This is a genomic window from Paramesorhizobium deserti (assembly GCF_001558695.1).
In the GTDB taxonomy this organism is placed as follows: Bacteria; Pseudomonadota; Alphaproteobacteria; order Rhizobiales; family Rhizobiaceae; genus Paramesorhizobium; species Paramesorhizobium deserti.
In genome coordinates, this window is record NZ_LNTU01000012.1 from 663,019 (window position 1) to 688,998 (window position 25,980).

General features: G+C 61.6%; 27 protein-coding genes and 2 tRNA genes. 17 read left to right on the plus strand and 12 right to left on the minus strand.

Annotated features, from left to right (window positions below; translation table 11 throughout):
- Position 1: 1 nt before the first annotated feature.
- The 4 genes from ATN84_RS12365 to ATN84_RS12380 all read right to left on the minus strand — a co-directional run bounded on the left by ATN84_RS12365 (position 2) and on the right by ATN84_RS12380 (position 3,480).
- The gene (locus tag ATN84_RS12365; RefSeq protein ID WP_068881903.1) at positions 2 to 1,195 is read right to left on the minus strand and encodes an amino acid ABC transporter permease; all 1,194 of its coding nucleotides are present in this window, start codon (positions 1,193 to 1,195) and stop codon (positions 2 to 4) included.
- 111 nt (positions 1,196 to 1,306) lie between these two features.
- Positions 1,307 to 2,338 (minus strand): amino acid ABC transporter substrate-binding protein, encoded by a 1,032-nt coding sequence (locus tag ATN84_RS12370; protein WP_068881904.1) that lies wholly within the window; start codon positions 2,336 to 2,338, stop codon positions 1,307 to 1,309.
- 39 nt (positions 2,339 to 2,377) lie between these two features.
- A complete protein-coding gene (locus ATN84_RS12375) occupies positions 2,378 to 2,695 on the minus strand; it encodes a hypothetical protein (RefSeq protein ID WP_068881905.1) in 318 nt (105 codons plus the stop codon).
- Positions 2,692 to 3,480, minus strand: a complete 789-nt coding sequence (locus ATN84_RS12380; protein ID WP_161939569.1) for a phosphatase PAP2 family protein — start codon at positions 3,478 to 3,480, stop codon at positions 2,692 to 2,694. The genes ATN84_RS12375 and ATN84_RS12380 overlap by 4 nt, the downstream gene beginning before the upstream one ends.
- Before the next feature lie 157 nt (positions 3,481 to 3,637).
- On the opposite strand from ATN84_RS12380, the gene ATN84_RS12385 reads away from it, so the two are divergent.
- From ATN84_RS12385 to ATN84_RS12400, 4 genes are all read left to right on the plus strand, one after another.
- Positions 3,638 to 4,819 (plus strand): cystathionine beta-lyase, encoded by a 1,182-nt coding sequence (locus tag ATN84_RS12385; RefSeq protein ID WP_068881907.1) that lies wholly within the window; start codon positions 3,638 to 3,640, stop codon positions 4,817 to 4,819.
- A gap of 298 nt (positions 4,820 to 5,117) precedes the next feature.
- Positions 5,118 to 5,194: transfer RNA gene (locus ATN84_RS12390), tRNA-Pro, on the plus strand.
- 25 nt (positions 5,195 to 5,219) lie between these two features.
- Positions 5,220 to 5,525 (plus strand): ETC complex I subunit, encoded by a 306-nt coding sequence (locus ATN84_RS12395; RefSeq protein ID WP_068881908.1) that lies wholly within the window; start codon positions 5,220 to 5,222, stop codon positions 5,523 to 5,525.
- Between the two features lie 47 nt (positions 5,526 to 5,572).
- Positions 5,573 to 5,649 (plus strand) — tRNA-Arg (locus ATN84_RS12400).
- Between the two features lie 109 nt (positions 5,650 to 5,758).
- Here ATN84_RS12400 and ATN84_RS12405 read toward each other — a convergent pair.
- A complete protein-coding gene (locus tag ATN84_RS12405) occupies positions 5,759 to 6,451 on the minus strand; it encodes a winged helix-turn-helix transcriptional regulator (RefSeq protein WP_068881909.1) in 693 nt (230 codons plus the stop codon).
- Positions 6,452 to 6,598: 147 nt separating this feature from the next.
- Here ATN84_RS12405 and ATN84_RS12410 point away from each other — a divergent pair, with 147 nt between their 5' ends.
- The 4 genes from ATN84_RS12410 to ATN84_RS12425 all read left to right on the plus strand — a co-directional run bounded on the left by ATN84_RS12410 (position 6,599) and on the right by ATN84_RS12425 (position 9,884).
- Positions 6,599 to 7,759, plus strand: coding sequence for an acyl-CoA dehydrogenase family protein (locus ATN84_RS12410; RefSeq protein ID WP_082766262.1), 1,161 nt, complete (start codon positions 6,599 to 6,601; stop codon positions 7,757 to 7,759).
- Between the two features lie 124 nt (positions 7,760 to 7,883).
- On the plus strand, positions 7,884 to 8,159 hold the full coding sequence (locus tag ATN84_RS12415) for a hypothetical protein (RefSeq protein ID WP_068881910.1): 276 nt from the start codon (positions 7,884 to 7,886) through the stop codon (positions 8,157 to 8,159).
- 117 nt (positions 8,160 to 8,276) lie between these two features.
- Positions 8,277 to 8,987, plus strand: coding sequence for a hypothetical protein (locus tag ATN84_RS12420; protein ID WP_068881911.1), 711 nt, complete (start codon positions 8,277 to 8,279; stop codon positions 8,985 to 8,987).
- Between the two features lie 228 nt (positions 8,988 to 9,215).
- Positions 9,216 to 9,884 (plus strand): hypothetical protein, encoded by a 669-nt coding sequence (locus ATN84_RS12425; RefSeq protein WP_153020194.1) that lies wholly within the window; start codon positions 9,216 to 9,218, stop codon positions 9,882 to 9,884.
- Between the two features lie 95 nt (positions 9,885 to 9,979).
- Here ATN84_RS12425 and hdaA read toward each other — a convergent pair whose 3' ends face one another.
- Both hdaA and ATN84_RS12435 read right to left on the minus strand, forming a co-directional pair.
- Entirely contained in the window at positions 9,980 to 10,675 is a 696-nt protein-coding gene (gene hdaA / locus ATN84_RS12430; RefSeq protein ID WP_068881913.1) for a DnaA regulatory inactivator HdaA, read from the minus strand.
- 43 nt (positions 10,676 to 10,718) lie between these two features.
- Positions 10,719 to 11,903, minus strand: a complete 1,185-nt coding sequence (locus ATN84_RS12435; protein ID WP_201026359.1) for an AI-2E family transporter — start codon at positions 11,901 to 11,903, stop codon at positions 10,719 to 10,721.
- Positions 11,904 to 12,171: 268 nt separating this feature from the next.
- Between ATN84_RS12435 and purM the strand changes: the two genes are divergently transcribed.
- On the plus strand, positions 12,172 to 13,248 hold the full coding sequence (gene purM, locus ATN84_RS12440) for a phosphoribosylformylglycinamidine cyclo-ligase (protein ID WP_068881914.1): 1,077 nt from the start codon (positions 12,172 to 12,174) through the stop codon (positions 13,246 to 13,248).
- A gap of 2 nt (positions 13,249 to 13,250) precedes the next feature.
- A complete protein-coding gene (gene purN, locus ATN84_RS12445; protein ID WP_068881915.1) occupies positions 13,251 to 13,895 on the plus strand; it encodes a phosphoribosylglycinamide formyltransferase in 645 nt (214 codons plus the stop codon).
- Between the two features lie 77 nt (positions 13,896 to 13,972).
- Here purN and ATN84_RS12450 read toward each other — a convergent pair whose 3' ends face one another.
- Positions 13,973 to 14,662, minus strand: a complete 690-nt coding sequence (locus tag ATN84_RS12450) for a hypothetical protein (RefSeq protein WP_068881916.1) — start codon at positions 14,660 to 14,662, stop codon at positions 13,973 to 13,975.
- A complete protein-coding gene (locus ATN84_RS12455; RefSeq protein WP_068881917.1) occupies positions 14,646 to 14,999 on the minus strand; it encodes a PadR family transcriptional regulator in 354 nt (117 codons plus the stop codon). The genes ATN84_RS12450 and ATN84_RS12455 overlap by 17 nt, the downstream gene beginning before the upstream one ends.
- Before the next feature lie 63 nt (positions 15,000 to 15,062).
- Between ATN84_RS12455 and ATN84_RS26845 the strand changes: the two genes are divergently transcribed.
- Entirely contained in the window at positions 15,063 to 15,203 is a 141-nt protein-coding gene (locus ATN84_RS26845; RefSeq protein ID WP_201026360.1) for a helix-turn-helix domain-containing protein, read from the plus strand.
- A gap of 253 nt (positions 15,204 to 15,456) precedes the next feature.
- Here ATN84_RS26845 and ATN84_RS12460 read toward each other — a convergent pair whose 3' ends face one another.
- Both ATN84_RS12460 and ATN84_RS12470 read right to left on the minus strand, forming a co-directional pair.
- The gene (locus tag ATN84_RS12460; protein WP_068881918.1) at positions 15,457 to 17,562 is read right to left on the minus strand and encodes a molybdopterin oxidoreductase family protein; all 2,106 of its coding nucleotides are present in this window, start codon (positions 17,560 to 17,562) and stop codon (positions 15,457 to 15,459) included.
- 336 nt (positions 17,563 to 17,898) lie between these two features.
- Positions 17,899 to 18,744: an EamA family transporter gene (locus ATN84_RS12470; protein WP_068881920.1), complete on the minus strand. Its 846-nt coding sequence runs from the start codon at positions 18,742 to 18,744 to the stop codon at positions 17,899 to 17,901.
- 89 nt (positions 18,745 to 18,833) lie between these two features.
- Between ATN84_RS12470 and ATN84_RS12475 the strand changes: the two genes are divergently transcribed.
- The 4 genes from ATN84_RS12475 to ATN84_RS12490 all read left to right on the plus strand — a co-directional run bounded on the left by ATN84_RS12475 (position 18,834) and on the right by ATN84_RS12490 (position 21,829).
- Positions 18,834 to 19,706: a 23S rRNA (adenine(2030)-N(6))-methyltransferase RlmJ gene (locus ATN84_RS12475; RefSeq protein WP_068881921.1), complete on the plus strand. Its 873-nt coding sequence runs from the start codon at positions 18,834 to 18,836 to the stop codon at positions 19,704 to 19,706.
- 56 nt (positions 19,707 to 19,762) lie between these two features.
- Positions 19,763 to 20,245 carry a hypothetical protein gene (locus tag ATN84_RS12480; protein WP_068881922.1) on the plus strand — a complete coding sequence of 161 codons (483 nt, stop codon included), beginning with the start codon at positions 19,763 to 19,765 and terminating at the stop codon, positions 20,243 to 20,245.
- 172 nt (positions 20,246 to 20,417) lie between these two features.
- The gene (locus ATN84_RS12485; protein WP_068881923.1) at positions 20,418 to 21,185 is read left to right on the plus strand and encodes a ribonuclease T2 family protein; all 768 of its coding nucleotides are present in this window, start codon (positions 20,418 to 20,420) and stop codon (positions 21,183 to 21,185) included.
- A 47-nt stretch (positions 21,186 to 21,232) separates the two neighbouring features.
- Positions 21,233 to 21,829 (plus strand): glutathione S-transferase, encoded by a 597-nt coding sequence (locus ATN84_RS12490; RefSeq protein ID WP_068881924.1) that lies wholly within the window; start codon positions 21,233 to 21,235, stop codon positions 21,827 to 21,829.
- 87 nt (positions 21,830 to 21,916) lie between these two features.
- Here the strand turns inward: ATN84_RS12490 and ATN84_RS12495 are convergent, their stop codons facing one another.
- The gene (locus tag ATN84_RS12495; protein WP_068882029.1) at positions 21,917 to 22,561 is read right to left on the minus strand and encodes an outer membrane protein; all 645 of its coding nucleotides are present in this window, start codon (positions 22,559 to 22,561) and stop codon (positions 21,917 to 21,919) included.
- 355 nt (positions 22,562 to 22,916) lie between these two features.
- Here ATN84_RS12495 and ATN84_RS12500 point away from each other — a divergent pair, with 355 nt between their 5' ends.
- Entirely contained in the window at positions 22,917 to 23,702 is a 786-nt protein-coding gene (locus tag ATN84_RS12500; protein WP_068881925.1) for an SDR family oxidoreductase, read from the plus strand.
- Positions 23,699 to 25,795 (plus strand): excinuclease ABC subunit UvrC, encoded by a 2,097-nt coding sequence (uvrC, locus tag ATN84_RS12505; RefSeq protein WP_068881926.1) that lies wholly within the window; start codon positions 23,699 to 23,701, stop codon positions 25,793 to 25,795. Before ATN84_RS12500 ends, uvrC begins: the two co-directional genes overlap by 4 nt.
- Positions 25,796 to 25,980: the final 185 nt, after the last annotated feature.

Below are 25,980 nucleotides of genomic sequence, written 5' to 3' on the forward strand. Positions count from 1 at the left end.
CTTATCTCTCCACCAGTGCCATTTTGGCGTTGAACCAGTTCATGAAGCCCGATGTAACGAGGCTGAGGCTGAGATAGATCGCCATCCAGATGGCCACCACCTCAACGGACTGACCCGTCTGGTTGAGGATCGTTCCGCCCACGGCCACGAGATCGGGATAGCCTATGGCAATGGCCAGCGACGAGTTCTTGGTCAGGTTCAGAAACTGGTTCGTCAGCGGCGGAATGATGATGCGCAACGCCTGCGGGATCACCACGAGGCGCATCGTCGGCCCGGGGCGCAAGCCCAGCGCGTGGGAAGCCTCGGTCTGTCCCTTGCTGACGCCCAGAATGCCGGCACGCACGATCTCGGCGATGAAGGCGGCGGTATAGAAGGAGAGTGCCAGATAGAGCGCCAGGAATTCCGGCTTCACCTGCATGCCGCCCGACAGGTTGAAGGTGCCGAGCTTGGGATAGTCAAGCGTCGCCGGAAAGCCCGTGAGGATGGCGGCGAGCAGTGGTAGCCCGAGAATGAGCGCCGCGGCCGTGCGATAGACGGGAAATATCTGCCCGGTCGCCATCTGCCGCTTGCGCGCCCAGCGAGCCACGAAAAAGGAAAGTACCAGCCCGACGACGAAGCCGATGCCGATCAGCCCGGCATTGTCCCCCCAGATGATGGAGGGAAGGAAAATGCCGCGATTGTTCAAATAGCTGCCAAAAGGCAGGGAGAGGCTCTCGCGCGCCTGCGGCAGCACCGAAAGCACGCCGAAATACCAGAAGAAGATGACGAGAAGCGGCGGAATGTTGCGGAATATCTCGACATAGACCAGGCAGATCTTGCGGATCAGCCAGTTATGGGAAAGCCGTCCTATGCCGACGAGAAAGCCGACGATGGAGGCCGTGACAACGCCGATGGCGGCCACGTAGAGCGTGTTGAGGAAGCCGACATAGAGCGCCCGCCCGTAGGTGGAATCGCTCGTATACTGGACCAGCGACTGGCTGATATCGAAACCGGCGCGGCCTTTCAGGAAGCCAAAGCCGGAAGCGATATTGGCACGCTGCAAATTGGTGACCGTGTTGTTGGCGATCCAATAGATCAGCGAGATGATCGCGATGAAGGCCACGGCCTGATAGAGTATGCCGCGGATTTTCGGGTCGTACAGAAAAGATACGCCCGGGCTTTCACGGCCGGATCCTGCAATATCCTGAGACGCCATGTACCCCTCGTTTGTTCTTATTCCCATTTATCATTATAGCACGATTGTTCGGGAAGATGGCTATTCGCCACCCTCCCGTCTTCGTTCATACTTTTTTGTGGATCCGCGCCCTTAGCGGACCGGCATGCCGTATTGCAGACCGCCCTTCGTCCACTGGGCATTGAGGCCGCGGGCGATCTTGAGCGGGCTTGCAGAGCCGATATTGCGCTCGAAGAGCTCGCCGTAATTGCCGACGCCCTTGACGATGTTGACGACCCAGTCATTGGTCAGGCCGAGATCGGTGCCAACCTTGGTATCGGCTTCGGTGCCGAGCAGACGCTTGATCTCCGGATTGTCGGAGTTCTTCATCTCATCGACATTGGCCTGCGTGATGCCGAATTCCTCGGCGTTGAGCAGAGCATAATGGGTCCACCTGACGACGTCGGCCCACTGTGAATCGCCCTGGCGGACGGCGGGACCGAGCGGTTCCTTGGAGATGATTTCCGGCAGAACGACATGATCGTCGGGATTGGAGAGCGTCAGGCGGGTCGCATAAAGGCCCGACTGGTCGGTGGTGTAGGCATCGCAACGGCCGGCATCATAGGCAGCGTTGACTTCTTCCACCTTCTCGAACACGACGGGATTGTACTCCATCTTGTTCGCCCGGAAGTAATCGGCCAGGTTCAGCTCGGTCGTCGTGCCGGACTGGACGCAGACCGATGCGCCGGAAAGCTGCAGCGCGGAATTGATGCCCGACAGCTTCTTGGCGTTGATCATGAAGCCCTGGCCGTCATAATAGTTGACGCCGGTGAAATCGAGACCGAGCGAGGTATCGCGGCTGATGGTCCAGGTCGTGTTGCGGATCAGGACGTCGATCTCGCCCGACTGCAGCGCGGTGAAGCGCTCCTTGGCGTTGAGCGGCGTGAACTTGACCTTGGTAGCATCGCCAAAGATCGCGGCGGCGACGGCGCGGCAATAATCGACGTCGAAGCCCGACCATTCCCCCTTGTCATTCGGAGCGGAGAAGCCTGCAAGGCTGGTATTGACACCGCACTGCAGGAAGCCCTTGGCCTTTACATCGTCCAGCGTGCCCGCAGAGGCCGCCGTGGCGGCATATGCAAGCGCTGCTGCGCCGAGGACGCCTTGAAGAACAGTCTTTTTCATTTGGCTACTACCCTTTTTGTGTTGCCTTTGTGTTCCCGTTTAAAGGGCACCATGCAGAAGTCCGGCATCCTGTCCCGGAACGCCGCATGTCCATTCGGACACGCAAGAACGCTCCAGTTTTTTAAACCACGCATCGGACTTTCCGAAACCGATCCCGATTTTCGGGCCGATGGCGTAGCGGATACCGGTCATCAAGATGTCTGCCGTGCTCCCATTCACGTTTTCATCGAAGGCGATTATTCGGCTCCGGTCAAGGCTTTTGGCGCCTCTACAACCAAAGCAGCACCCTCTTAAGATGAAAATCTGAAAAAGCGAATCGCTCTCATAGAGAAATTCACCGATCTTCACGCCGATCAAGGCGAATTTTCCCACCTCTCCGCGGTCAGGACATGGCGTTTCGGCAGCATTCGCCCGGGATCGATCGAGAATCCCAGATTCCTGTTCGCCAGAAAACGGGCCAGAAAAAGCGTGAACAGGAAGCCTATGGAAAAGCCGGCCACCACGTCGGTCGGATAATGGGCGGCCACCGCTATGCGGCTGAAGGCGAGCGCAAGGGTGGCGACGAGAACGGGCAGCCGCCAGCGGGGGAACCAGAGCGCCAGAATGATCGTGACCGCCCCCACCGTCGCGGAATGGCCGGAGGGGAAGCTGACATAGAGATAACCGCCGTGGAAAGGCTCGATGAAAGCGGGGCCGAGCGTGTCGATCAGGGCCGGTCTGGCCCGCCCGACGGCGATTTTGATGATATAGACGATGACTGCGCTTAACCCGATGCCGGCGAATGCGAATGCGGTCTGGCTCTCCAGCGTATAAAGCCGTGCCTTCTGGCGCCCCTCCAATGTCCGCCGGTCCCTGCCCGTGGTCCACAGAAGAATGCAGAAGGCGATCGCGAGGTAGAACAGGGTTCTGCCGACATCCGTCAGGTCCCGCAACAGGGACAGCCCCGGCATCTCACTGGACGAGGCGGCGCGCAGGATCGCTCCGTCATAGGGATGCAGAAAATAAAGGACGGGAACCAGCAGGACAATCGCCACCGTCATCCACCATGTCCATGGATACGGCGTGTCGGATGGCGCTGGAGAGCGCAGGCCCTGGGCGAGTGAGTGGAATGCAGTGCGGAGATTGGCTCTGAAGATGGTCATGTTCTTCCGTATCGTCACTTCTGGCTTTTGAGCCTGGTCCGGCATGGAACCCCGTCAAGTGTTGCAAGAACGGCGCGGCGGGATTATCGACGGCCGTGGCTTGTCATTGGATTTTGTCACTAAATGGGTCGCGCAGGGCCGCATAGGAGAATCATTGATGGAAAAAAACCGGGATAAGAAAAAGCCGTTCGGCATCAATACGCTTCTCACCCATTGCGGCAATGATCCGCGCGACTATCACGGCTTCGTCAATCCGCCGGTCGTTCATGCCTCGACGGTGCTTTTTCCTGATGCGCAGACGATGGCGACTCGGAACCAGAAATACACCTATGGAACGCGCGGCACGCCGACGAGCGACGCGCTCGCCCAGGCGATCGACGCCCTGGAAGGATCGGCCGGCACCGTCCTCGTCCCCTCGGGCCTTACGGCCGTCACCGTCCCTCTCCTCACCTTCCTGTCGGCCGGCGACCATGTGCTGTTCGTCGATTCGATCTACAATCCGACGCGGCATTTCGCCGATACGATGCTGACGCGGCTCGGCATCACGGTGGAATATTACGATCCGGGCATCGGCGCCGGCATCGCCGAACTGATCCGCCCCAACACGAAGGTCGTCTTCACCGAATCGCCCGGCTCGAACACGTTCGAGATGCAGGACATTCCGGCGATCGTGGAGAAAGCGCATGAAGCCGATGCCATCGTGATGATGGACAATACCTGGGCGACACCCCTCTATTTCAGGCCGCTCGACCATGGCGTCGATATCTCCATCCACGCGGCGACGAAATACCCTTCCGGCCATTCGGACGTACTCCTGGGTACGGTTTCGGCGAATGAGCGCTGCTGGCCAAGACTGCTGGAGGGCCATGGCACGCTCGGCATGTGCGCCGCGCCAGATGACGTCTACCAGATCCTACGCGGCCTGCGCACGATGGGCATCAGGCTCGAGGCGCACCAGAAAAGCGCGCTCGAGATCGCGCGCTGGCTCGAGACCCAAGCCGGCGTCGCCTCGGTGCTGCACCCGGCGCTTGAAAGCCATCCTGACCATGCGATCTGGAAGCGCGATTTCACCGGCGCGTCGGGCATCTTCTCGATTGTGCTCGACGGAGGAGCCAAGAAGAAGGCGCATGCCTTCCTCGACGCGCTGGAGATATTCGGCCTGGGCTATTCATGGGGCGGCTTCGAGAGCCTGGCGGTGCATGTCAGCCTTGCCGACCGCACGGTGAGCAGGGCCGATTATGGCGGACCGGTGATCCGGCTGCAGATCGGACTGGAAGATACGGGCGACCTGATCGCGGACCTGCAGAAGGGGCTCGCGGCAGCCGCTACAGCCGAATAGCGGTATTGTCGCCTGTTTGTGTCAGCGCATTCCGCTTCCGCACAACCGATCGCATCCTTGGCAACTTATTGGAGTAGCGCGGCGACCGCGACTCGGTCCAGGATTGCACCATCGCTGGGGGACGTGCCAGCGCGAGGCCCGGCGTCCATCATCCTCCCAACGCCGGGCCTCAGCGTGGGATTTTCCGTTGGTGGAACATGTCGGCGTTGTGGTCTTTCCACTTTCTGCGGCCAACATCGTTTTCCCTCTTGCGCCGATGGGCTGAAATCTCTAGGGAAATCAACATTCGCCAAGGTGGCGGAGCGTAGCGCAGCCTGGTAGCGCACCTGATTTGGGATCAGGGGGTCGCAGGTTCGAATCCTGCCGCTCCGACCATTTTCGCACTCAAGGGTGTCTGGACATGGTCGCACGCATATATCGTCCCGCCAAGACTGCCATGCAGTCGGGCAAGGCAAAAACGAAATCGTGGCTTCTGGAGTTCGAACCTGAGACGCCGCGCAAGGTGGAGCCGCTGATGGGCTATACCTCTTCCGGCGACATGAAGAGCCAGATCAGGCTTTTCTTCGACACCCAGGAAGAAGCCGTCGCTTATGCCGAAAGGAACGGCATCGCCTATCGCCTCGATGAGCCGAAAGAAGCGAAGCGCCGCAAGGTCTCCTATTCCGACAATTTCAAATACGACCGCCAGCAGCCCTGGACGCACTGATCAGCGCATTGAACGGCTTGCCGCAAGCGTGTAGTGCTTGTCCCATCGGTCCCGTAGCTCAGATGGATAGAGCACCGGCCTTCTAAGCCGATGGTCGCAGGTTCGAGTCCTGCCGGGATCGCCATTTTTTCTTCCCATCAGAATTTGTTGGGCACGGTTCTCTGTGGACATGGGCGTTGATCTTCGGTTCCACCGGTCCCCGTCCCGAGCATCTCTCCCTGCCGGCATCATATTCACGGCACCCGGCGCGGCTCGTGGGCAAAGATGCTGAAGCCAAGCCATTGCTGTATCGCTCTCGCGACCTTGGGATCGCCGTCGAGTTCAAGATTTCCACCCTCGATCTCCCTTCGCACCACCGTCCAGCCCATCCAGATGGCAGTCATGGTACGAAGCGAGGTCGTGATGAGGAGATCGATCTCAAAGCCGGGATCAAACCCGCATAGATCGACCGAGCCTGCATCGACGACAAGCCACCAGTTCTGTTTCGTGCGCGGCAGTTCGGGGTACTGGAACTGAATCGTGCAACGCTTCGGTGGAAGCGGCTGCGGATTGAGATGGCGGCGGATATCCCACATCAACAGCGAGGGATCGAGGTTCTTCAGCGAAAGCCTGGATTCCACCCATCGCTGCCCCCAGAATCCGAGGCCGAGAACGATGGGCCGCAGATCTTCGCCCGCTTCAGACAAATGATATTCCGTGATGCCATTCGCGCTGCGGACGGTCTGCACGATTCCGGCGCGCTCCAGTTCCTTCAGCCGCTTGGAAAGCAGTGCGGGCGACATGCGGGGCACGCCGCGGCGTAGATCATTGAAGCGCGTGGTTCCGCACAGCAGTTCGCGAACGACGAGGGTCGTCCAGCGCGAACAAACTATTTCCGATGCCATAGAAACGGGGCAGAACTGTCCGTATCCGCCTCTGTCTGCCATGAAGACCTCCTCCACGACCAATGCTTGAGAATAGCGCAGAATCGCCGGCCTGGACAGAGCGGCGGGCCAGTACAGTTCCTGAACTGGATCATGGAAGCGGCAGGATGAATTATGCTCCTCGTCAATCTCATTGTGGAGGAGAACATCATGAGCATCGCATCCGCAGATACCTTAGCCGCAGCTTCGCCCCCGTTCAGTGTGACCAATGCAGTGCGGGAGATCACCCCCATCCTGACTGAGCGAGCAGCGACAGTCGACGAAAGCGACACATTCGTGGCGGAGAACTACGCTCTGCTCAAGGAAGTGGGGCTGGTCGAGGCCGGCGTGCCCAGTGAATTGGGCGGAGCGGGAGCGGAAGTGGCGCAGCTGGCGGAGATGCTGCGCATCATGGCCCATGCTTGCGGATCCACCGCTTTGGCTTTTTCGATGCACACCCATCAGGTGGCGATTCCCGCGTGGCGCTGGCGCTACCAGCAGGTCGCGGCAGTCGAGCCATTGCTCAAACGGGTCGCGACGGAGCGGATCATTCTCCTGTCGAGTGGCGGATCCGACTGGATCGGCGGATCCGGCCGTGCGACCAAGGTCGAGGGTGGCTACCGCATCAACGCGCGCAAGACGTTTACATCCGGCGCGCCGGCGGGCAACCTGTTGATGACCGGCGCCGTCTGCGAAGATTCCGACGCAGGCCCGATGGTCATCCACTTCGGCGCACCCCTGGCGGCAGCCGAAGTCACCATTCAGGAGACTTGGCGGGCGCTCGGCATGCGCGGCACCGGCTCCCATGACGTGGTGATCGACGACCTGTTCGTTCCCGATGCCGGGGTGGCCTTCTCGCGCAGGGCCGGCGAGTGGCACCCGGTATTCCAGATCATCGCAACGATTGCGTTTCCCCTCATCTATGCCGTCTATCTGGGCGTGGCGGAGAGCGCGCGCGATCTCGCGATAGAGCTGGCGAAGAACAAGGCCCAAACCAATCACAGCCTCGATCTTGCCGGGCGCATGGACACGTCGCTGCGGGCCGCTCGCCTCGCCCATCGCTGGATGGTCGAGACGGCAGAATTGAACGTGCCCTCCGCCGATACCGTAAACGAGGTGATGATAGGCCGTTCACTGGTTGCCAAAAATGCGATCCGAACCGTCGAACTGGCGCTCGAGCTTGCGGGAGGTACCGGCTTTTATCGTAGAAACGGTCTGGAGAGACGCTTTCGGGATATTCAGGCTGCCCGCTTTCATCCGCTCCAGAGCGGCCCCCAGGCCCGCTATACGGGTGCCATGGCCTTCGGCCAGCCGGTCACGCAAATCTTCTGATTGCAGAGGCCACGGTGCGGTGACTGCATTCGTGGCCATCTTCCGCCGGTAACCAGATGCGAAGAAACAGCTGTTAGTGTCTGCGCCAGCATGGATTGGATTAATCTATTTAGGCGGAGATATCATGACCACGAATGATGAACTGGAAAAAGCCCGGCAGGAAGCGCTCGCTGACGCGGAAAGCCATGACCCGAAAGATTTCATGCCCGGCAGCTTCGGCTGTCACGAAGCGCTGCATGCGACATCCATCCTTCTGGATTCGGTCGGCCGCCATCTCCTCTGCCACCCGACAATCCTGCACGATCCGGAATTCTATGCCCTCGCCGATCAGGCCCATGCGGCCTTGTTCGATCTCTATCAGGCCATCGGCGCAAAACACCTTGAGGAAGAGGGCGCATGATCGGGGCCTGGCCACCTCCCGCCGGTAACCAAATGCGAAGAAACGGCTGATAGCGTATCCCCGTTGAAAGAATCGGCCCACCCGGCCCTTGTCGCACGAACCGGCGGGAATCATCACATGGCCAGGAAAAGACGTTCATCCAAGCGCTCGTCCTTCTCGGGATCGGGCATCGCCCTTGCCGTCATCGTGGCCATGGGCGCCGCCGGCTGGTGGGCGGCCTATCAGGATAAGAACCCGAAAACCGATTTCTCCCGCATCTTCAGCCAGCTCTTGCCACAACGGGAAACGAGCCCGAAGGTCTCAAGGCCGAAGGAGACGGTCGCGAACAAGGCCCCGGCCAACAGGGAGCAGCCGAAGACAGCAGCTGCCAAGGCCGATATCCCCCGTCCTCCCGTTCCGGTTCGCCCGGCGCCTGCTCCATCACGCAGCACCACCACGCAAATGGCGGCGGTGAAGCCGCCGGCCTCGCTCGTCAAGCCGGACGAGGCCAAATCCGCCGTGAAGAACATCCCGGTCGGCCGCGCCGCGCCCAACACCACGCCCTCCGTCATCTATGCCAGGGAGCGCATCACGATCCGCGAGCACGCCTGGGAGAAGGCGGCGGCCGTCGGCACGGTCGAAAAGGGCCGCGAAATGCGCTCCTACGGCAAAACAGGCAAATGGCACCGCGTCGTCGTGCCGTCCACCACCATGATCGGCTGGGTACACGAAGACAGGCTCGCCGCCTCGCAGCCGCGCTCTTTCATAACGGGCTCGATCCTCAGGAACCCGATCAGACCCGACATATCGGCCCCTGCCCTGCCGCCGATGCCGGTGGGAAACAAATAAGCCTGTTTGTTTCCCCGGCCGGGGTTGATTAGCATATCCTCACAGAGTATAAATCACCGAAACATTACGTGCGCAAATCTGACGTGATCTCTCCGTAGCCGCAGGGCTGCAGCGGGACCGATGGCGTTTTGCGCGTTTTCCAACCAGCCGAAGCGACGGAGCAATCTTGGGGCTCTTCCGCTTACGGGGAGAACACGGATTTCAGGCAATCCGGACGAGGAATTGGGCGTGAGGCATCTTCAGCATTCTGTCATTGCGGCGACGGCCGCGATTTTCCTGGCTTTCGGGCCTGGTTCGGCATGGGCTGCGGACACCGTGATCGCCACGCCGAAGAAGACAGCGAGCGGCGCCTATGTGATGCGGCTCGGCGCGCGGCTGCCGCTCGAATGGGAGACCGCCGTCGGCACGGAGATCGGCTTTGCCGGCCAGGCGCAGGATCCGCACCTCACCGGCGCGCCGGAAGCGCCGCCATCGGCATTGTGGAGCTGGGTCAAGCTGCCGGCCTCCGATCTTGCCGGTTGGGACGGCGCCGACCTCAACCTGCGGCTGGGCACGGAGAACGGCAGCGGCAGCATCGGCATGGCGACGCGGCGCCAATGGTCGGTTGCCAACGGTGTGACTGCGCATGTGAATGACAATTATTCAGTATGGTACAGCGGCTCGGCGACGAAGGAGAGCCATTGGCAGACGACGAAGGCGCTGCGGCTTTCATTCGACGACAGCCGAACCGTCTTTATCGCCCGGACGCGGCGGACGGACGCCGATCCGCGCTGGCGCACCAGCATCAGCGCCGAGCAGAAGATCTTCGGCAAGGTGAACCTCACGACATCGGTGAACGACATCACCTCCGACAACGGAACCCAGAGCTTCGGAGCGAATTACGCTCATAGGTGGTGATCTAAGGTTCCGGCGGCTCTGGCTGAATACCCCCTCTGGCCGGCAGGCCAGAGGGGGTGTGAAGAAGCGCTATTTTCCACCGCTATCTGCGCGCCCTAATCCCCGCCCTCGCCCTGCCCTTCCTCGAAGGCGGCGATGACGCCGGCGGCGAGCGGGCGGGTGATGCGGGATTTCTGCTCAAGGGCCACTCGGTCGAGGCGGTCGACGATCCTGTTGGCAGCGACAAGCGAGCGCTCGATGCGGCTGACGAGATAGCTGACGATATGCGGCTCAACCAGAAGCTGCCGGTCAGCGAAGAGCTTGTAGATGACGGCCGTGAGAAGCGCGTCGTCGGGCTCGGAAATCTCGACCACCGTCGCAGCCTTCAGGCGTGACGCCAGATCCGGCAGCGTCACCGGCCAGTTGGCCGGCCAGCGGCGCGATGTCATCAAGAGCGAGGTGCCGGACTGGCGGACCGTGTTGATCAGGTGGAAGAGGCCGGTTTCGTCGAAAGGCGCCGCCCCGATATCATCGATCAGCACCGGGCCGGCGGACGCCTTTTCCAGGGCGTCCGGCCCGATCCGGCCGGCATCGAGGATGGCGGCGTCCGAGGTGGCCTTCCAGATCGCAGCCAGATGCGTCTTGCCGGAACCGGTCGGTCCGGCGAGCACGGTGACGGGCGAAAGCCAGTTCGGCCAGCGGTCGATGATATCGACGGCGGCGCGGTTCGATGCCGCGACGATCAGGTCCTCTCGGCCATAGCCCGGCTGATGGCCGAGCTCCAGCGGCAATTGACGGGGCAGAGCGGTCATGCGCTATCGTCCAAAATGCCCGCCGGGACGGACGCAAATCTCCTCATTCGGCGTCTCCGGCCGGTTCCCTCACCCGCTTGACATGCTCGATCTCGGCGTGGCGGCTGCGATACATCGGCGACTGCAGATAGCGGCCCAATGCGAAGCGCACCAGCACGCCGACGGCGGCGGCCGCCGGAACGGCGATCAGCATGCCGGTGAAGCCGAGGAAGGAGCCGAAGGCGAAGAGCGCGAACATCAGCCAGACCGGATGCAGGCCGACCGACGAGCCGACGAGCTTGGGCTGCAATATGTTGCCCTCGATGAACTGGCCGATGAAGAAGACGATGGCGACCGCGCTGACCATGATCCAGTCCGGCCAGAACTGGACCAGCGCCACGCCAATCGCCAGCACCAGGCCGACGAGCGAGCCGATATAGGGGATGAAGCTGATGAGACCGGCGAAAAGCCCGATCAGCAGGCCGAAATTCAAGCCCACGATGGTAAGGCCGACGGCATAGATGGTGCCGAGGATCAGGCAGACGGTGCCCTGCCCGCGGATGAAGCCGGCGATCGCGGCATCCATCTCGCGCGCGATCTGGCGCACGTCGTGCAGATGATCACGCGGGATCCAGGAATCGATGCGCTCGATCATGCGGTCCCAGTCGAGCAGCATGTAGAAGGCGACCACCGGAGTGACGACGAAAAGCGCTGCGATATCGATCAGCGCCTTGCCGGAATTCCACAGGGACTGGAAAAGCGTCGAGAGGAAGCCCGCTCCCTGCTGAAGCAGCGTGCTGAGATTGTCCTGGATGACGGAGCTGTCGACGCCGATGACCTTCTTCAGCCATGGCGAATCCCGATCGGCGATCAGCGACTGGAGCTGGGTGATATAGCCCGGCAACCGGGCGATGAAGTCGGTCAGCTGCGTTGCGAGCACCGGCACGATGATCATCACCGCCAGGACCAGCACGATCAGGAAGAGAACCAGGATCACCACCGTCGCAGCAAGACGCGACAGGCCGAGCCGCTCCAGGCGGTCGGCGACCGGATCGAGGAAATAGGCCAGCGCCAGCCCCGCCACGAAAGGCAGGAGGATGGAACTGAACACCACCAGGAACAGCACGAACACCGCCATGGCGCCGAGCCAGAACACGGCCTGGCGGCGCACATTGGCGGCAAGGGTATTGACCTGCACGTCAACGTGAATGTCGCGCTCAGGCCTGGTCTTTACCGGTGTCTTCGCCATGCTGATAAAGCTACCGTTCGTTTGAGCCTCAATCGGGCCATGTGATGAGATAGGCTGTTGCCGGAGCCGGGGTCAAGAGTTGTCGCCGTTACATATGGGGTCATGCCGGGCGTTTGTCGCACCGCGCAGGTAAATCAACGGTGCTTTTCTGGCGGGCGCGGCCATATCGGCCTTGCGGGACGGGCAAACTCGTGCCATTGCGCCCCCGAACAAGTTTTATGCGTTTTCGCATATCCTGCCAGCGGGATGGCGCACCGGGAGTTAAACGATGACTGGCCAGAGCAATACCGGCAAGAATGGTTTGACCTATGCTGAGGCGGGCGTCGATATCGACGCCGGAAATCTCCTGGTGGAGAAGATCAAGCCGCTCGTCCGCTCGACGCGCCGCCCCGGCGCCGATGGCGAGATCGGCGGTTTCGGCGGCCTGTTCGACCTGAAGGCGGCGGGCTTCACCGATCCGGTGCTGGTCGCGGCCAATGATGGCGTCGGCACCAAGCTGAAGATAGCCATCGACGCGGGCAAGCACGATACGGTCGGCATCGATCTCGTCGCCATGTGCGTCAACGATCTCGTGGTGCAGGGCGCGGAACCCCTCTTCTTCCTCGACTATTTCGCGACGGGCAAGCTCGATCCCGATCAGGGCGCGGCGATCGTCGCCGGCATCGCCGAGGGCTGCCGGCAGGCAGGCGCGGCGCTGATCGGCGGCGAGACGGCGGAAATGCCGGGCATGTACCGCGATGGCGACTATGACCTCGCCGGCTTCGCGGTAGGTGCTGCGGAACGCAACCGCCTGCTTCCTGCCGGCGATATCGCGGCTGGAGACGTCATTCTCGGGCTTTCCTCCTCAGGCGTGCATTCCAACGGTTTTTCGCTGGTGCGCCGCATCGTCGAACTTTCCGGCCTCGGCTGGGACGCCGATGCTCCGTTTGCGTCCGGCAAGTCACTGGGCGAAGCACTGCTGACGCCGACGCGCATCTATGTGAAACTGTTGCTCGCGGCGATCCGCTCCAGTGATGGTATCAAGGCACTGGCGCATATCACGGGCGGTGGCTTCCCCGACAATATCCCGCGCGTCCTGCCCGCGGGCCTTGCGGCGGAAATCGATCTTTCGACTATCAACGTGCCTGCTGTGTTCTCCTGGCTTGCCAAGACGGGCGGGGTCGAGCGCGATGAAATGCTGCGCACCTTCAATTGCGGCATCGGCATGATCGTGGTCGCGGCACCGGAAAAGGCGGCGGAAATCGCTGCGATCCTGTCGTCCGAAGGCGAAACGGTGATGACATTAGGCAAAATGATCCCGCGCGACGGCGCGGGCGTCGTCTATCGCGGCACGCTGGCGCTCTGATCATGAAAAAACGCGTCGCCGTGCTGATATCCGGGCGCGGGTCGAACATGACCGCGCTGATCGAGGCCTGCAAGGACCCGGCCTATCCCGCCGAAATCGTCGCCGTCATCTCCAACAAGCCGGATGCTGCAGGGCTCGAGGTGGCGCGAAGCCATGGCATCGAGGCTGTCGCCGTGCCGCAGAAGGACTATCCATCCCGCGCCGCGCATGAGGAGGCGATCAACGCCGCGCTCGCCCGCATCGCGCCCGATGTCATCTGCCTCGCCGGCTATATGCGGCTGATGTCGGCGGAATTCGTCGGGAAATGGGAGGGGCGCATGATCAATATCCATCCTTCCCTCCTCCCGCTCTTCAAGGGCCTCGACAGCCACGCCCGCGTGCTCGAATCCGGCATGCGCGTCCATGGCTGCACGGTGCATTTCGTCACCGCCGAAATGGATGGCGGCCCGATCATCGCGCAAGGCGTGGTGCCGGTGAAGCCGGGCGATACGGAAGACACGCTTTCCGCACGGGTGTTGAAAGTGGAGCACAAGCTCTATCCGCTGGCGCTAAAACTGGTGGCCGAGGGCAAAGTGCGGATGGTGAACGGCGGAATCGTCTATTCCGGGCTCATTGAGGACGACAAGACCTCCTTCGGCGCATTTTAAAGCATCGGAAAAGCCGAAGCGCCCCGCATGTGCATGCAGAGCGCCCCGGATGCTTGGGAGAGAAGGCGTGCGGGAGATTATCCGCCGCGCGAGCTACTATCTGCCCACATGATGCCGCGGGCCGTTTCCGTCCACTTGCGCCAGATGAGATAAGGGATCAAGGTCAGGACCAAGTTTCGGGCCAGCAGGACAACGGTATCCAGGCTTGCGCCGGCTCCAACGCCGATTTCACCATGGCCTCCGGACATCGTCACGCCGACCTGAATTGCGCTGCTCACCAGCGCGAGAACGCCAAGCGCGACAACGGGCCAGAACGAATCCATGCGCTGCCTTATGGCGACCACGGCGACCGTCCAGCCACACAGAAGCGGCAGGAGGAAATTGCAGAAGAAGGCCGTGCCGCTCGCAACTTGCGGAGCCCAGGACGAAGGCACGGAAGGACCGAAGGACGCCAACAGCATGAGCGCCGCCATGATGCCTGCGGCGAACGCCAGGCATGATCCGAGAACCAGCGTCGCCCAAGGCGCCCGGACGTTCCAGGAGCGCAGGCGAGGCTGATCGATCATGGCTTGCGCCAGGTCATCAATGCGCCCGATGCGGTTCAGGGCTACCGCCTCGGCTTTCGGCCTGGCATATCCCTCCTGCTCGAGATCGGTGCGCAGATCCTCGAAGTGCTGCGAAAGCTCCAGAATATAACGCCGCACATGATGAGGGGCGACGCCGGCGCGCAGCAGGCGCTCCCTGAGGGGTTCAAACGGCTTCGGCATGTTGTCCTCCAACGATGACGGTTTGGATGGCCTTGGTCAGCCTGGCCCAGTTCGATGTGAGATCCGACAGACGGCGCTGCCCTTCCGGGGTGATCGAGTAATAGATGCGGCGGCGGCCGTTCACGGTCTGACGCCGCGACTTCAACGCCCCGTCGCGTTCAAGCGCGTGCAGGACCGGATAGATCACACCTTCTCCAAGCAGGATGGCCTCCTCGGTCTGGAGGCGGATCGCCTGGACGACTTCATAGCCGTACATTTCCTGCTTCGCGATAAGTTTCAGAATCAGGAGTTCCGGAACGCCGTTCATGAAATTCGGGTTGGTTTTGGGACTTGCCATGCATGTTCACCTCATGGTTTTGCATACCTTTCAGTTCAAGGTATATACCATTTAGTTCTAGGTATGCAAGCCCTATCCCTTTACCACACCGCCGGCATCGCACCCGCCTATCTCTCGCAGATCGAGACGGTAAGGCGGGAGGGTGCACTCGAGACGATGCGGAAGATTGCGCTGAACATCACTCTCGACGATCTGGTGGGCTAATTCTTAGCGCAGCCAATTTTGACCTGCATTCTGAACTGCTGCGATAGGGGAAAGGTAGAGGAATGGATCCCAGTGACAAGCACCGGGATGACGGGTGGAGGTGCTTTACCTAACGACAACGACCTCTCCTGCGGAAAGGTTGGAGATTAGCTGAGCAGCCAACCATTCCGTCATCCCAGTGCTTGTCACTGGATCCTGTCTGTACGGTCCCATCTGCCACTGGGGGAACAAGCGATCACCGCTTCAGCAGACCCTACCTCGCCCTTCTCACCCAGACCTTGATGTCGTGAAACGCCGTGCCGCCATAGGGGGCGGCGGCGTCTGCGCCGGTGAGGATATTGATGCCCTCGCCGCGCTCGAAGGCTGAGTTCGGGAATATGCCTTCGGAAATCACCACGCCCCGACGCTGGCTGTCCTGCATCTTGGCATACAGCACCAGCTCGCCGCGCTGGTTGCCGATTTCCACCCGATCGCCATCGGCGATGCCCAACGACGCCGCATCGTCCGGATGAATCAGCAACTCCGGGCGTATGTTCTTGGCGCGCGAGGTCGGCGTTTCGGTGAAGGTCGAATTCAGGAAATTATGCGCGGGCGATGTGGCGAGCCGGAAGGGATGCTCCGCATCCGCCACCTCGATCGCCTGCCAGTAATCGGGGAATTCCGGCAGATCGGCGTAAGGCCCCTGCGGGCCCATGGAGCGCGGCGGCTTGTTGGGCGACGGGCTGCCGGTCCAGTCCGGCTTGAAGCGGAACTTGCGGTCCGGCCAGTTGAAGCCGTTGAGATAATGCGCCCGGTCGAAATCCGGCTGCACGTCGAGCCAGCGGCGCTCCTTCAATTCATCGAAGCCCGGCAGACCGCTCACGCGCAGCATGTTGTCGATCAGCGTCCGCTCATCGAGGCCGAAGCCTGGCATATGGCCGACGCCGAGGCGGTTCGCCAGCTCGTTGAGCACGAAGAGATTGGGCCGTGCCTCGCCCGGCGCGTCGACGACCTTCGGTCCCAGCACGATGTGCTGCTGGCCGCCGCCGCGATAGATATCGTCATGCTCCAGGAACATGGTGGCCGGCAGCACCACATCGGCGAGCTTGGCCGTGTCGGTCATGAACTGCTCATGGACAACCATGAACAGATCCTCGCGCAGCATGCCCTTGCGGATAAGGCGCTGTTCCGGTGCGACATTGGCCGGATTGGTGTTCTGGATCAGCATGGCCGTGACAGGCGGCCCACCGTTCAACGCTTCCTTGTCACCGGTCAGCACGCGGCCAATCTTTGACTGGTCGAGATAGCGGATATCAGGATCCTTGAACGCCTTGCCCTCGATCTCCGACTTGTCCATGCGGAAAATGCCGGCATTGGAGTGAAAAGCGCCGCCGCCCTCATGCAGCCATGCACCGGTGACGGCGGGGATGCAGGATGCGGCGTGCATATTGACCGCGCCGTTGCGCTGGCGCGTGAAGCCATAGCCCAGCCGGAAGAAGGTCCGCTTCGTCGTGCCAACCAGACGGGCGAAAGCCTCGATCTCCTCCACCGGCAAACCCGTGATGGCGGAGGCCCATTCCGGCGTGCGGGTCTGCAGGTGGCGCTCCAGCCCCTTCGGATCGTCGGTATGGGCGTTGAGATAGTCCCAATCAGCCATTCCATCGCGGAAGAGCACATGCATGACGGCGCAGGCGAACGCGCCATCCGTGCCGGGCTTCAGCACGATCCCCATATCCGCCTGGCGGACGGTGGCATTCTCATAGACATCGATGGCGACGATCTTCGCGCCCCGTTCTTTCCGCGCCTTGACCGCATGGGTCATGACATTGACCTGCGTGGTCGCCGCGTTCGTGCCCCAGATCACCACGCAATCGGCCTTCGCCATCTCGCGCGGGTCAACGCCGGTCAGGCTGCCCGTACCGGCGAAGAAGCCGGTCCAGGCGAGATTGGTGCAGAAACTGTCGAACTGGTTCGAATATTTCTTGGCATGGCGCAGGCGATGGATCGAATCACGCTGCACCAGCCCCATCGTCCCGGCATAATAATTTGGCCAAATGCTCTCTGAGCCGAACTCGGCCTCGGCCTTCAGGAAGCGCTCGGCGACGAGATCGAGCGCGGCTTCCCAGGACGCTTCCTTCCATGCCCCCTCGCCCTTGCCGCCCGCGCGGATCAACGGCTTCAGCAGGCGGTCTGGATGGTGGATGCGCTCGGCATAGCGCGCTACCTTGGCGCAGATGACGCCGTCGGTATAGCTGTTGTCCTTCGCGCCGCGCACGCGGCCGATGGTATGGGAATCCAACACCTCCACGTCGAGCGCGCATGTGGAGGGGCAATCGTGCGGGCAAGCGGAATGCCCGATATGCAGGACGTGCTTGTTCATGGCCTATCCTTAGCGCAACACCAGCTCACTTCAAAACGATTCTAAGCAGGTTTTTAGAGCGCCTCTGTGTTTAACAGAAGCAGCGCTTCTATGCTGCAGCGACAAGCATCGAGGTGATGGCGACCTTGGCGATGGGGTCAAAACATCGCAATTCCGTCATCCTCGGACTTCGACCCGAATATCCATTCCGGACCATCGAAACCACATCCATCGTCTGGTATGCGGAGCGGTGCATCGCCGTTCCGGAATGGATCATCGGATCAGGTCCGATGATGACGTCAGTGGGTTCATGCCTGTCTCCCCACCGCATGGGCTATGCGCTTCAATATCCTGGGATCAGCTTAGCCGGATGATGATCACCCCAATGACGATCAGGACCGCCGCGACGACGCGCCTGAGCCCGACACGTTCCTTCAGGAAGATCGCCGAAATCAGGATCGCGAACAGGATCGAGGTCTCGCGCAGCGCCGCGACGACCGCGACAGGCGCCATGGTCATCGCCCAGAGCGCCAGGCCGTAGGAGCCGAGCGTTCCCACGCCGCCAATCAGCGCCAGATGCAGGCGGCCCCGCAAATGCGGCCATATCCGCTCGCGATGCATGGCAAGGGTCCAGAGGACCAGGGGAATCGCATTGAGCAGGAAAACCCACATCGTATAGGCGGCGGGCGCGCCGGATTTGCGCACGCCGATGCCATCCACCAGCGTATAGGCTGCGATGAAGACCGCATTGATGAGGGCGAGCGCGGTGGTGCGGCCATTGCCGATGACAGCCCGCCGCCGCGCCTCGAAGGCAAGGGCCAGCACGCCGCATGAGATCAAGCCGATGCCGATCCAGCGCGGCAGCGGCAGCACCTCGCCGATCAGGGGGCCGCTCGCAAGTGCCACCAGAAGCGGCGGCGTGCCGCGCATGATTGGATAGGCTTGGCTCATGTCGCCGCCCTCATAGGCCGCGGCCACCAGGCAGAGATATATCACCTGCAGCACCATCGATATGGCGAGGAACGGCCAGCTCGACCGGTCAGGCGCGGGCAGGAAAGGCAGAACGAGCGCGGCGATCAGCCCGGCTGCGCCGACAACGATGACGGCGTTGAGAAACTTGTCGCCATTCGATTTGACGACGGCGTTCCAGCTCGCATGGAGAAAAGCGCCCAGAAGGACGATGAGGACAACCGTGCCGGACATGTGGACCGCGTCACCAGAATCAGGAAGGGCTGCAAAAGCGGAACGCAATCTATGGCATATCCGCTCGATGCCGGATAGAAGCGTCGGCCATGAACTATCGCCACGCCTATCATGCCGGGAATTTCGCCGATGTCTTCAAGCACGTCGTGCTCACACGCATCGTCGAATATCTCAAGCGCAAGGAACAGGCCTTCCGGGTGATCGACACCCATGCCGGCATAGGCCGCTACGACCTCGCGGGTACGGAAGCCGGCAAGACCGCCGAATGGCGTCAGGGCATCGCCCGGCTTGTCGAGGCGGCTTCCACCGGCGCCATTCCGCCGGATGCGGGCGCGCTGCTCGCTCCCTATCTCGACGTCATCCGCGCGGAAAATCCCGGTGACGGTCTCGATACCTATCCCGGCTCGCCGCTCCTGGCGCGCAGCCTGATGCGCAAGCAGGACCGGCTTTCGGCGATCGAACTGCATCCCGACGATGCGCGCGTGCTTTCCGAGCTCTTCGCCGGCGACCATCAGGTACGCGTCATCCATCTCGACGGCTGGCTGGCGCTCGGCGCGCATCTGCCGCCGAAGGAAAAACGTGGCCTCGTCCTCGTCGACCCGCCCTTCGAGAAAGCCGGCGAGTTCGACCGGCTGGTCGATGGTCTGACCAGGGCGCACAAGCGTTTCTCCGGCGGAACCTATGCGCTGTGGTATCCGGTCAAAGACCGCCAGGAGGTGAAACGCTTCGTTGGGCGGCTCCACGAAACGGGCATTGCGAAGATATTGCGGCTGGAGCTGGCGATTCGGCCGCCCTCCCCTGAACCCCGGCTTGACGGCAGCGGCATGATCATCGTCAACCCGCCCTATACGCTGGAAGACGAGATGAAACTGTTGCTTCCCTGCCTCACAGAGCTGCTTGCCGAGGCAAAGGGCGCCTCGTTCACGATAGAGTGGGTTCGCGGAGAGCATGTTGCGACTTGACCGGAGCCGGTCTCTGGCCGACATTGCGCTTATATTTACGGGATAGGATTTATACAATGAAGCGCTTCGGACAGTTCAGCCATATGCTTGCCTCTGCGGCACTTGCTCTTTCGACCGTCCTTTCCGTGGGCGGGCTTTCCTCCCTACCGGTCCAGGCGGCCGATTATCGCGCAAGCGCGCCCGATGCCTATGCCGACACCAGCGGCATATGCGGCGACCAGCGCGTTTTGAAGACCATCGTCTCGCGCTTCAGCTATCAGGTGACTCACGTTCCCAATCTGCCGCTGGTCGAGATTTCGGCCTTCAGCGACGTCTATCAGAGGCGCTTTGAGCCGGCGCAGCGCCCCTCCGAAATCACCCGCCACTATTGCGGCGCGACGGCGGTCCTGTCCGATGGCGAGCAGCGGCCGGTCTGGTATCTCATCGAGGAAGGCCAGGGCTTCGCTTCGATCGGCGACAATGTCGAGTTCTGCGTCTCCGGCTTCGACCGCTGGAAGGTCTATGACGCCGGCTGCCGCGTGTTGCGCTACGGCATGTGAGAACCAGGTGATGGCAGACCGTGAATGACGTTTTTCTGCGCTTCCGGCTTTCATGGACGACAAGTACGTTCCGCGCCGGTTTTCGAAAATTGCGTTCTCACTTCGCCCTAACCTGAATCTCAATACACCTTGACCAGATGAATGGAATTCCGGACAGCACGCAGGGGGCGGGATGCAGGGAAGAAGCTTTCTGACGCTGGCGGTGCTGGCCGCCATTGTGTGGTTTCTTTACTCGCTTCTTAACGATAACCGGCCGACTTCCCTTCCCGCAGACAACGGAGGGAATTTTTCCTCCGAGAACGGCGGGGCAAACCAGGATAGCGGGCCCGATCCCGACGCTCCCGAAACCGACGAGGCGCAGCCGCCGCAGGGGCAAGGCTTCGATTTCTACGTGCTTTCGCTCTCCTGGTCGCCCAGCTACTGCGCCACAGAAGGCCCGCGCGCCGACCGGCAGCAATGCAATTCCGGCCGCCCCTATGCCTTCGTCGCGCATGGCCTATGGCCGCAATATGAGCGCGGCTATCCGCAGGATTGCGCCATCGGGGAACGCTACGTGCCGCGCCAGATGGTTTCGAGCATGCGCGACATCATGCCCTCGACGGGGCTGATCGTGCATGAATGGCGCAAGCACGGTAGCTGCACCGGGCTTTCGCAGCCAGACTATTTCTCAACGCTGCGGCGCGCCTACGAAACAGTGACAATTCCGGCGAGCTTCCGCAACGTCACAGCAAGCCGCGATATCGACCCGATGCTGGTCGAGAAGGCCTTCGTCGCGGCCAATCCGGGTCTTCCGGCGGACGGCATCGCGGTCACCTGCGACGGCGGATATCTGCAGGACGTGCGGATCTGCTTGACGAAGGACCTGCAGTTCCGCAGTTGCGACGAGGTCGACGCCGATGCTTGCCGCCGCCGCACGGTCACCATGCCGCCGGTGCGCTGAGCCTACCTGACAGCAGAAAACCACAGACCCTGGGAGTTTCCGGTTCCATGACAAAAATTCTTTATGCATCCGCCTCGCCCTACAGCGCCAAGGTCCTGATGGCCGCGCATTATGCGGGCATCCCCGTCGAGGCGGTGACCGTCAACACCAATGAAGAGCCGGAAATCCTCCTTGCCGCCAACCCGCTGGGGAAGATCCCGACCTTGATCACCGATGACGGCAAGACGGTCTTCGACAGCCGCGTCATCACGCAATATCTGAACCGCGTCTCGGGCAACAAGCTTTTCCCGCGCAATGCAGAAAAGCGGCTCGATGCCGAAAGGCTGGAATCGCTGGCCGACGGCCTGTGCGACGCCCTGCTCGCCCATGTCTATGAGCGCCGTTTCCATCCGGCGGAAAAAATCCACCAGCCCTGGCTCGACCTGCAATGGCGCAAGGCGGTGCGGGCGCTCGATCTTCTCAACGAGGCCCCGCCGCGCGTTGGCGCCAAGCTCAATGCCGGCCATATCGCCCTTGCGGCGGCGCTGGGCTATCTCAATCTACGTTTCGAGGGACAGTGGGAAAGAGGCCGACCGAAGCTGAAGCGCTGGCTCAAGCGGTTCGGCGAACTGCATCCGGAGCTGGCGGCATTGCTGCCGAAATGATTGGACCGGCAATCGCGTGCCGGGAGATCCAATCAACAAAAAAAGCCGGGCTTTCGCCCGGCTTTTCCGCGTTCATTCCCTGAGGGATCAGAACTTGTAGGCAACACCCATGCGGATGTCGTGGGTCTTCAGGTCGGAAGAAACCGTGCCGCCACCCAGATCATAGTCCTTGTCGCCGAAATCGGTGTAGCGATATTCGACGCGGCCGATGATGTTCTGCGTGATGAAGGCTTCAGCGCCGGCACCGGCAGTCCAGCCAGCGCGGAACTTGCTTTCATTGTCGATGCCGTCGTCAAGCTTGATCTGCGAACCGGCAACACCGCCCGTGACGTAGAGAAGAGCCGGATCCATGGCATAACCGACGCGGGCGCGCAGCGAACCGTCGAAGCCCTGCTTGGCCTCGATACCGCCGTTGTCATCCTTCAGCCAGGAATAGCCGGCATCGCCTTCAATACCGTAGACGATGTTGTCGTGCTGGAAGTTCCAGCCGGCATAGCCGTGAAGCTTGGGAGCGTTGTCCTTGATATCGCCGACGGCGTCGGTGCCGAACTTGCCCCAGGTCCAGGCGCCATCAATACCGATATAGCCGCCCGCCCAGGTGGGCTGCGGTGCAACTTCGATCGGAGCAGCCGGCTCCGGCGGCTGTTCGACGATGGCGTCAGCAGCCATGGCGGAAACGGAAAGCGGCAGCAGCGCAGCCGTAGCGAGGAAGAGTGTCTTAAGAGTGCGCATGCGCATTCTCCTTACTGTTTTACTATCGGACGCGTTTTCCAGACTTGGGAGAGAGGATGTGGCCTCGCAGAAAACGCGCTGTTACGGGGCGGAACATCGTGGCTAATTGCGGCGCGACATGTGCGCTTTAGTGGAGAGAACCTGTCGATAAGGTGGCGGAATTGTGATGTTGCATTATGGCAACAAGGCAGGTGGCAGCCTATATGGAAGATCAATGACCTAAGACAAAAAGCTCAAGCGCGTTTTTGTCAGCATTCTGCGGGCAAAGACTGCATTTTGAAGCGAATCCCGGCTGCATTTTGCGTCGCGCGGTGGCATCACATTGGGCCGTGGAGCCAGAAAGGAATCGTTTACCGTGAACTCTGAAATACCGGCCGCTTCCGCTCAGCCCGCCATCGCCCTCGTTACCGGTGGGGCCAAACGAATCGGCAGAGCAATCGTCGAGGATCTGGCGGCGCACGGCTTTGCCGTGGCGATCCACTGCAACGGTTCCGTGGCCGAAGGCGAGACGCTTGCCGCCGCGATCGAGGCGGAAGGTGGCCGGGCGGCGGTGGTCCAGGCCGATCTCTGCGATCGCCAAGCCGTCTGCGAACTGATCCCGCAAGTGCAGGCGAAGCTCGGTCCCGTGCGGCTGCTCGTCAACAATGCCTCCATCTTCGTCGAGGACCATGTGGGGACGCTCGACGATGACAAATGGGAGAAGCATTTCGCCCTGCATCTCAAAGCGCCAGTGTTTCTGGCCGAGAGCATGGCTGCGGCCTTGCCCAAGGGAGAAGACGGGCTGATCGTCAATGTGATAGACCAGCGGGTCTGGAAGACCAATCCGCTGTTCTTCTCCTACACGCTTTCAAAATCCGCGCTATGGAGCGCAACTCGCACGCTGGCGCAGGCGCTTGCTCCCCGCATCCGTGTCAATGCCATCGGACCCGGTCCGACATTGCCGAGCGAACGGCAGGACCACAAGGACTTCCAGCGGCAGGTAGAGGCGATACCGCTCAAGAAAGCGCCCTCGCTTGCTGAATTCGGCCTTGCGATTCGCTATCTCTGGGAGATGAAATCGGTGACCGGCCAGATGCTGGCGCTCGATGGCGGCCAGCATCTGGCATGGCAGACACCGGATATCCTGGGAATTTCCGAATGAACGGCTCGAAGAAAACAGAACTCCAGCGCGCAGGCCGGCAGGACGATGTCGCCGGTTTCCTCATGGACGAGACGGAAAACGAGGACGAGACGCTCGATCAGGAGGAGACGGTCGAGGCGCGCGGGACTGCCCTCACCGACGCGATCAAATGGGATTCGGCGCTGGAAGACGCCGATGAAGCGACCGCGGAGCTGAGCGGCGCCGACATCATCAATGCCTTCGTCAAGCGCCTGCCCAACAAGCCCGGCGTCTATCGCATGTTCAACCGGGATGGCGACGTGCTCTATGTCGGCAAGGCCCGCAGCCTGAAAAAGCGCGTTACGAACTACACGCGTCTTGGCGGGCATACCAACCGCATCGCACGGATGATCCGAGAGACGGCGACGATGGAATTTGTCGTCACCCGCACGGAAACCGAGGCGCTGCTGCTGGAAGCCAACCTCATCAAGCGCCTCAGGCCGCGCTTCAACGTGCTGATGCGCGACGACAAGTCCTTTCCCTATATCCTGATGACGGGGGATCACCGCGCGCCCGGCATCTTCAAGCATCGCGGCGCGCGCTCGCGCAAGGGCGACTATTTCGGCCCGTTCGCGTCGGCCGGCGCGGTCGGGCACACGCTCAACGCGCTGCAACGGGCGTTCCTGCTGCGCACCTGCACCGATTCGGTGTTCGAGAGCCGCACGCGCCCCTGCCTGCTCTACCAGATCAAGCGCTGCTCGGGACCCTGCACGCACGAGATCAGCGACGAGGATTATGCCGCGCTCGTCGGCGAGGCGAAGGCCTTCCTCTCCGGCAAGAGCCAGGCGGTGAAGGAGCATCTTTCCGAGACGATGCGCGAGGCGTCCGCCGAGCTCGACTTCGAACGCGCCGCCATCTACCGTGATCGCCTTGCAGCGCTGTCGCATGTGCAGAGCCATCAGGGGATCAATCCGCAGACGGTGGAGGAAGCCGACGTCTTCGCCATCCATCATGAAGGCGGCATGACCTGCATCCAGGTCTTCTTCTTCCGCACCGGCCAGAACTGGGGCAACCGCGCCTATTTCCCGAAGGCGGACGCGTCGCTCGCGAACGCGGAAGTGCTGGGGGCATTCCTGTCGCAGTTCTATGACGACAAGCCCTGCCCCAGGCTCGTGCTGCTTTCCGAAGCGGTGGAGGATCAGGAACTGCTCGCCGAGGCGCTCTCGACGCGGGCGGGGCATCGGGTCCAGGTGAACGTGCCGCAGCGCGGCGAGAAAAAGTTCCTGGTCGATCACGCGCTCACCAATGCGCGCGAGGCGCTGGGGCGGCGGCTGGCAGAAACCTCGTCGCAGGCGCGGCTTCTCAAGGGTCTTGCGGAAACCTTCGAGCTTCACCAGGTGCCGCGACGCATCGAGGTCTATGACAATTCCCACATCATGGGCACCAATGCCGTCGGAGGCATGATCGTCGCCGGACCGGAGGGTTTCGTCAAAAACCAGTATCGCAAGTTCAACATCCGCTCGCAGGACATCACGCCCGGCGACGACTTCGGCATGATGCGCGAGGTGATCGAGCGCCGCTTCGCCAGGCTGGTCAAGGAACACGGCCTGCCGGCGGAGAGACAGGTTGCCGAGGCGGAGGCAGCGGAAGACATCGACATATCGGGTGATGGCTTTCCGGCCTGGCCCGATCTGATCCTGATTGACGGCGGCCAGGGCCAGGTCGGTGCGGTGCGCGGCATCCTGGCGGAGATGGGCATCGGTCATCTCGTCACCTCCATCGGCATCGCCAAGGGTGTCGACCGAGATGCGGGGCGCGAGCGTTTCTTCGTCGAGGGCAAGCAGCCCTTCACCCTGCCGCCGCGCGATCCCGTGCTCTATTTCATCCAGCGGCTGCGTGACGAAGCGCACCGTTTCGCCATCGGGACGCACCGGGCGCGGCGCAAGAAGGAGATGGTCAAGAACCCGCTCGACGAGATCGCCGGCATCGGGCCGGCGCGCAAGCGGGCGCTCCTGCACCAGTTCGGCACGGCAAAAGCGATCTCCCGCGCCGCGGTGAAGGATCTGATGCAGGTGGACGGCATTTCGGAAGCCATGGCCCGTGCCATACGCGACCATTTTCACGAGGAGCGATGAGCCGACCTGCAACTACACGTAATTGCGACCCAAAGCGTCGGCGCAAGGTGTTGATTTTTTGCCCGCATCGCTGTTGATGTGTTCGCATTGGCGTGCAGAAAACGCCGAATCTTTTAAATTGCCGCACGATTTCTCCTTAATTGCCTGCGATTTAAGGAGTTCACGTGGTGGGAGATCAGCCGAGA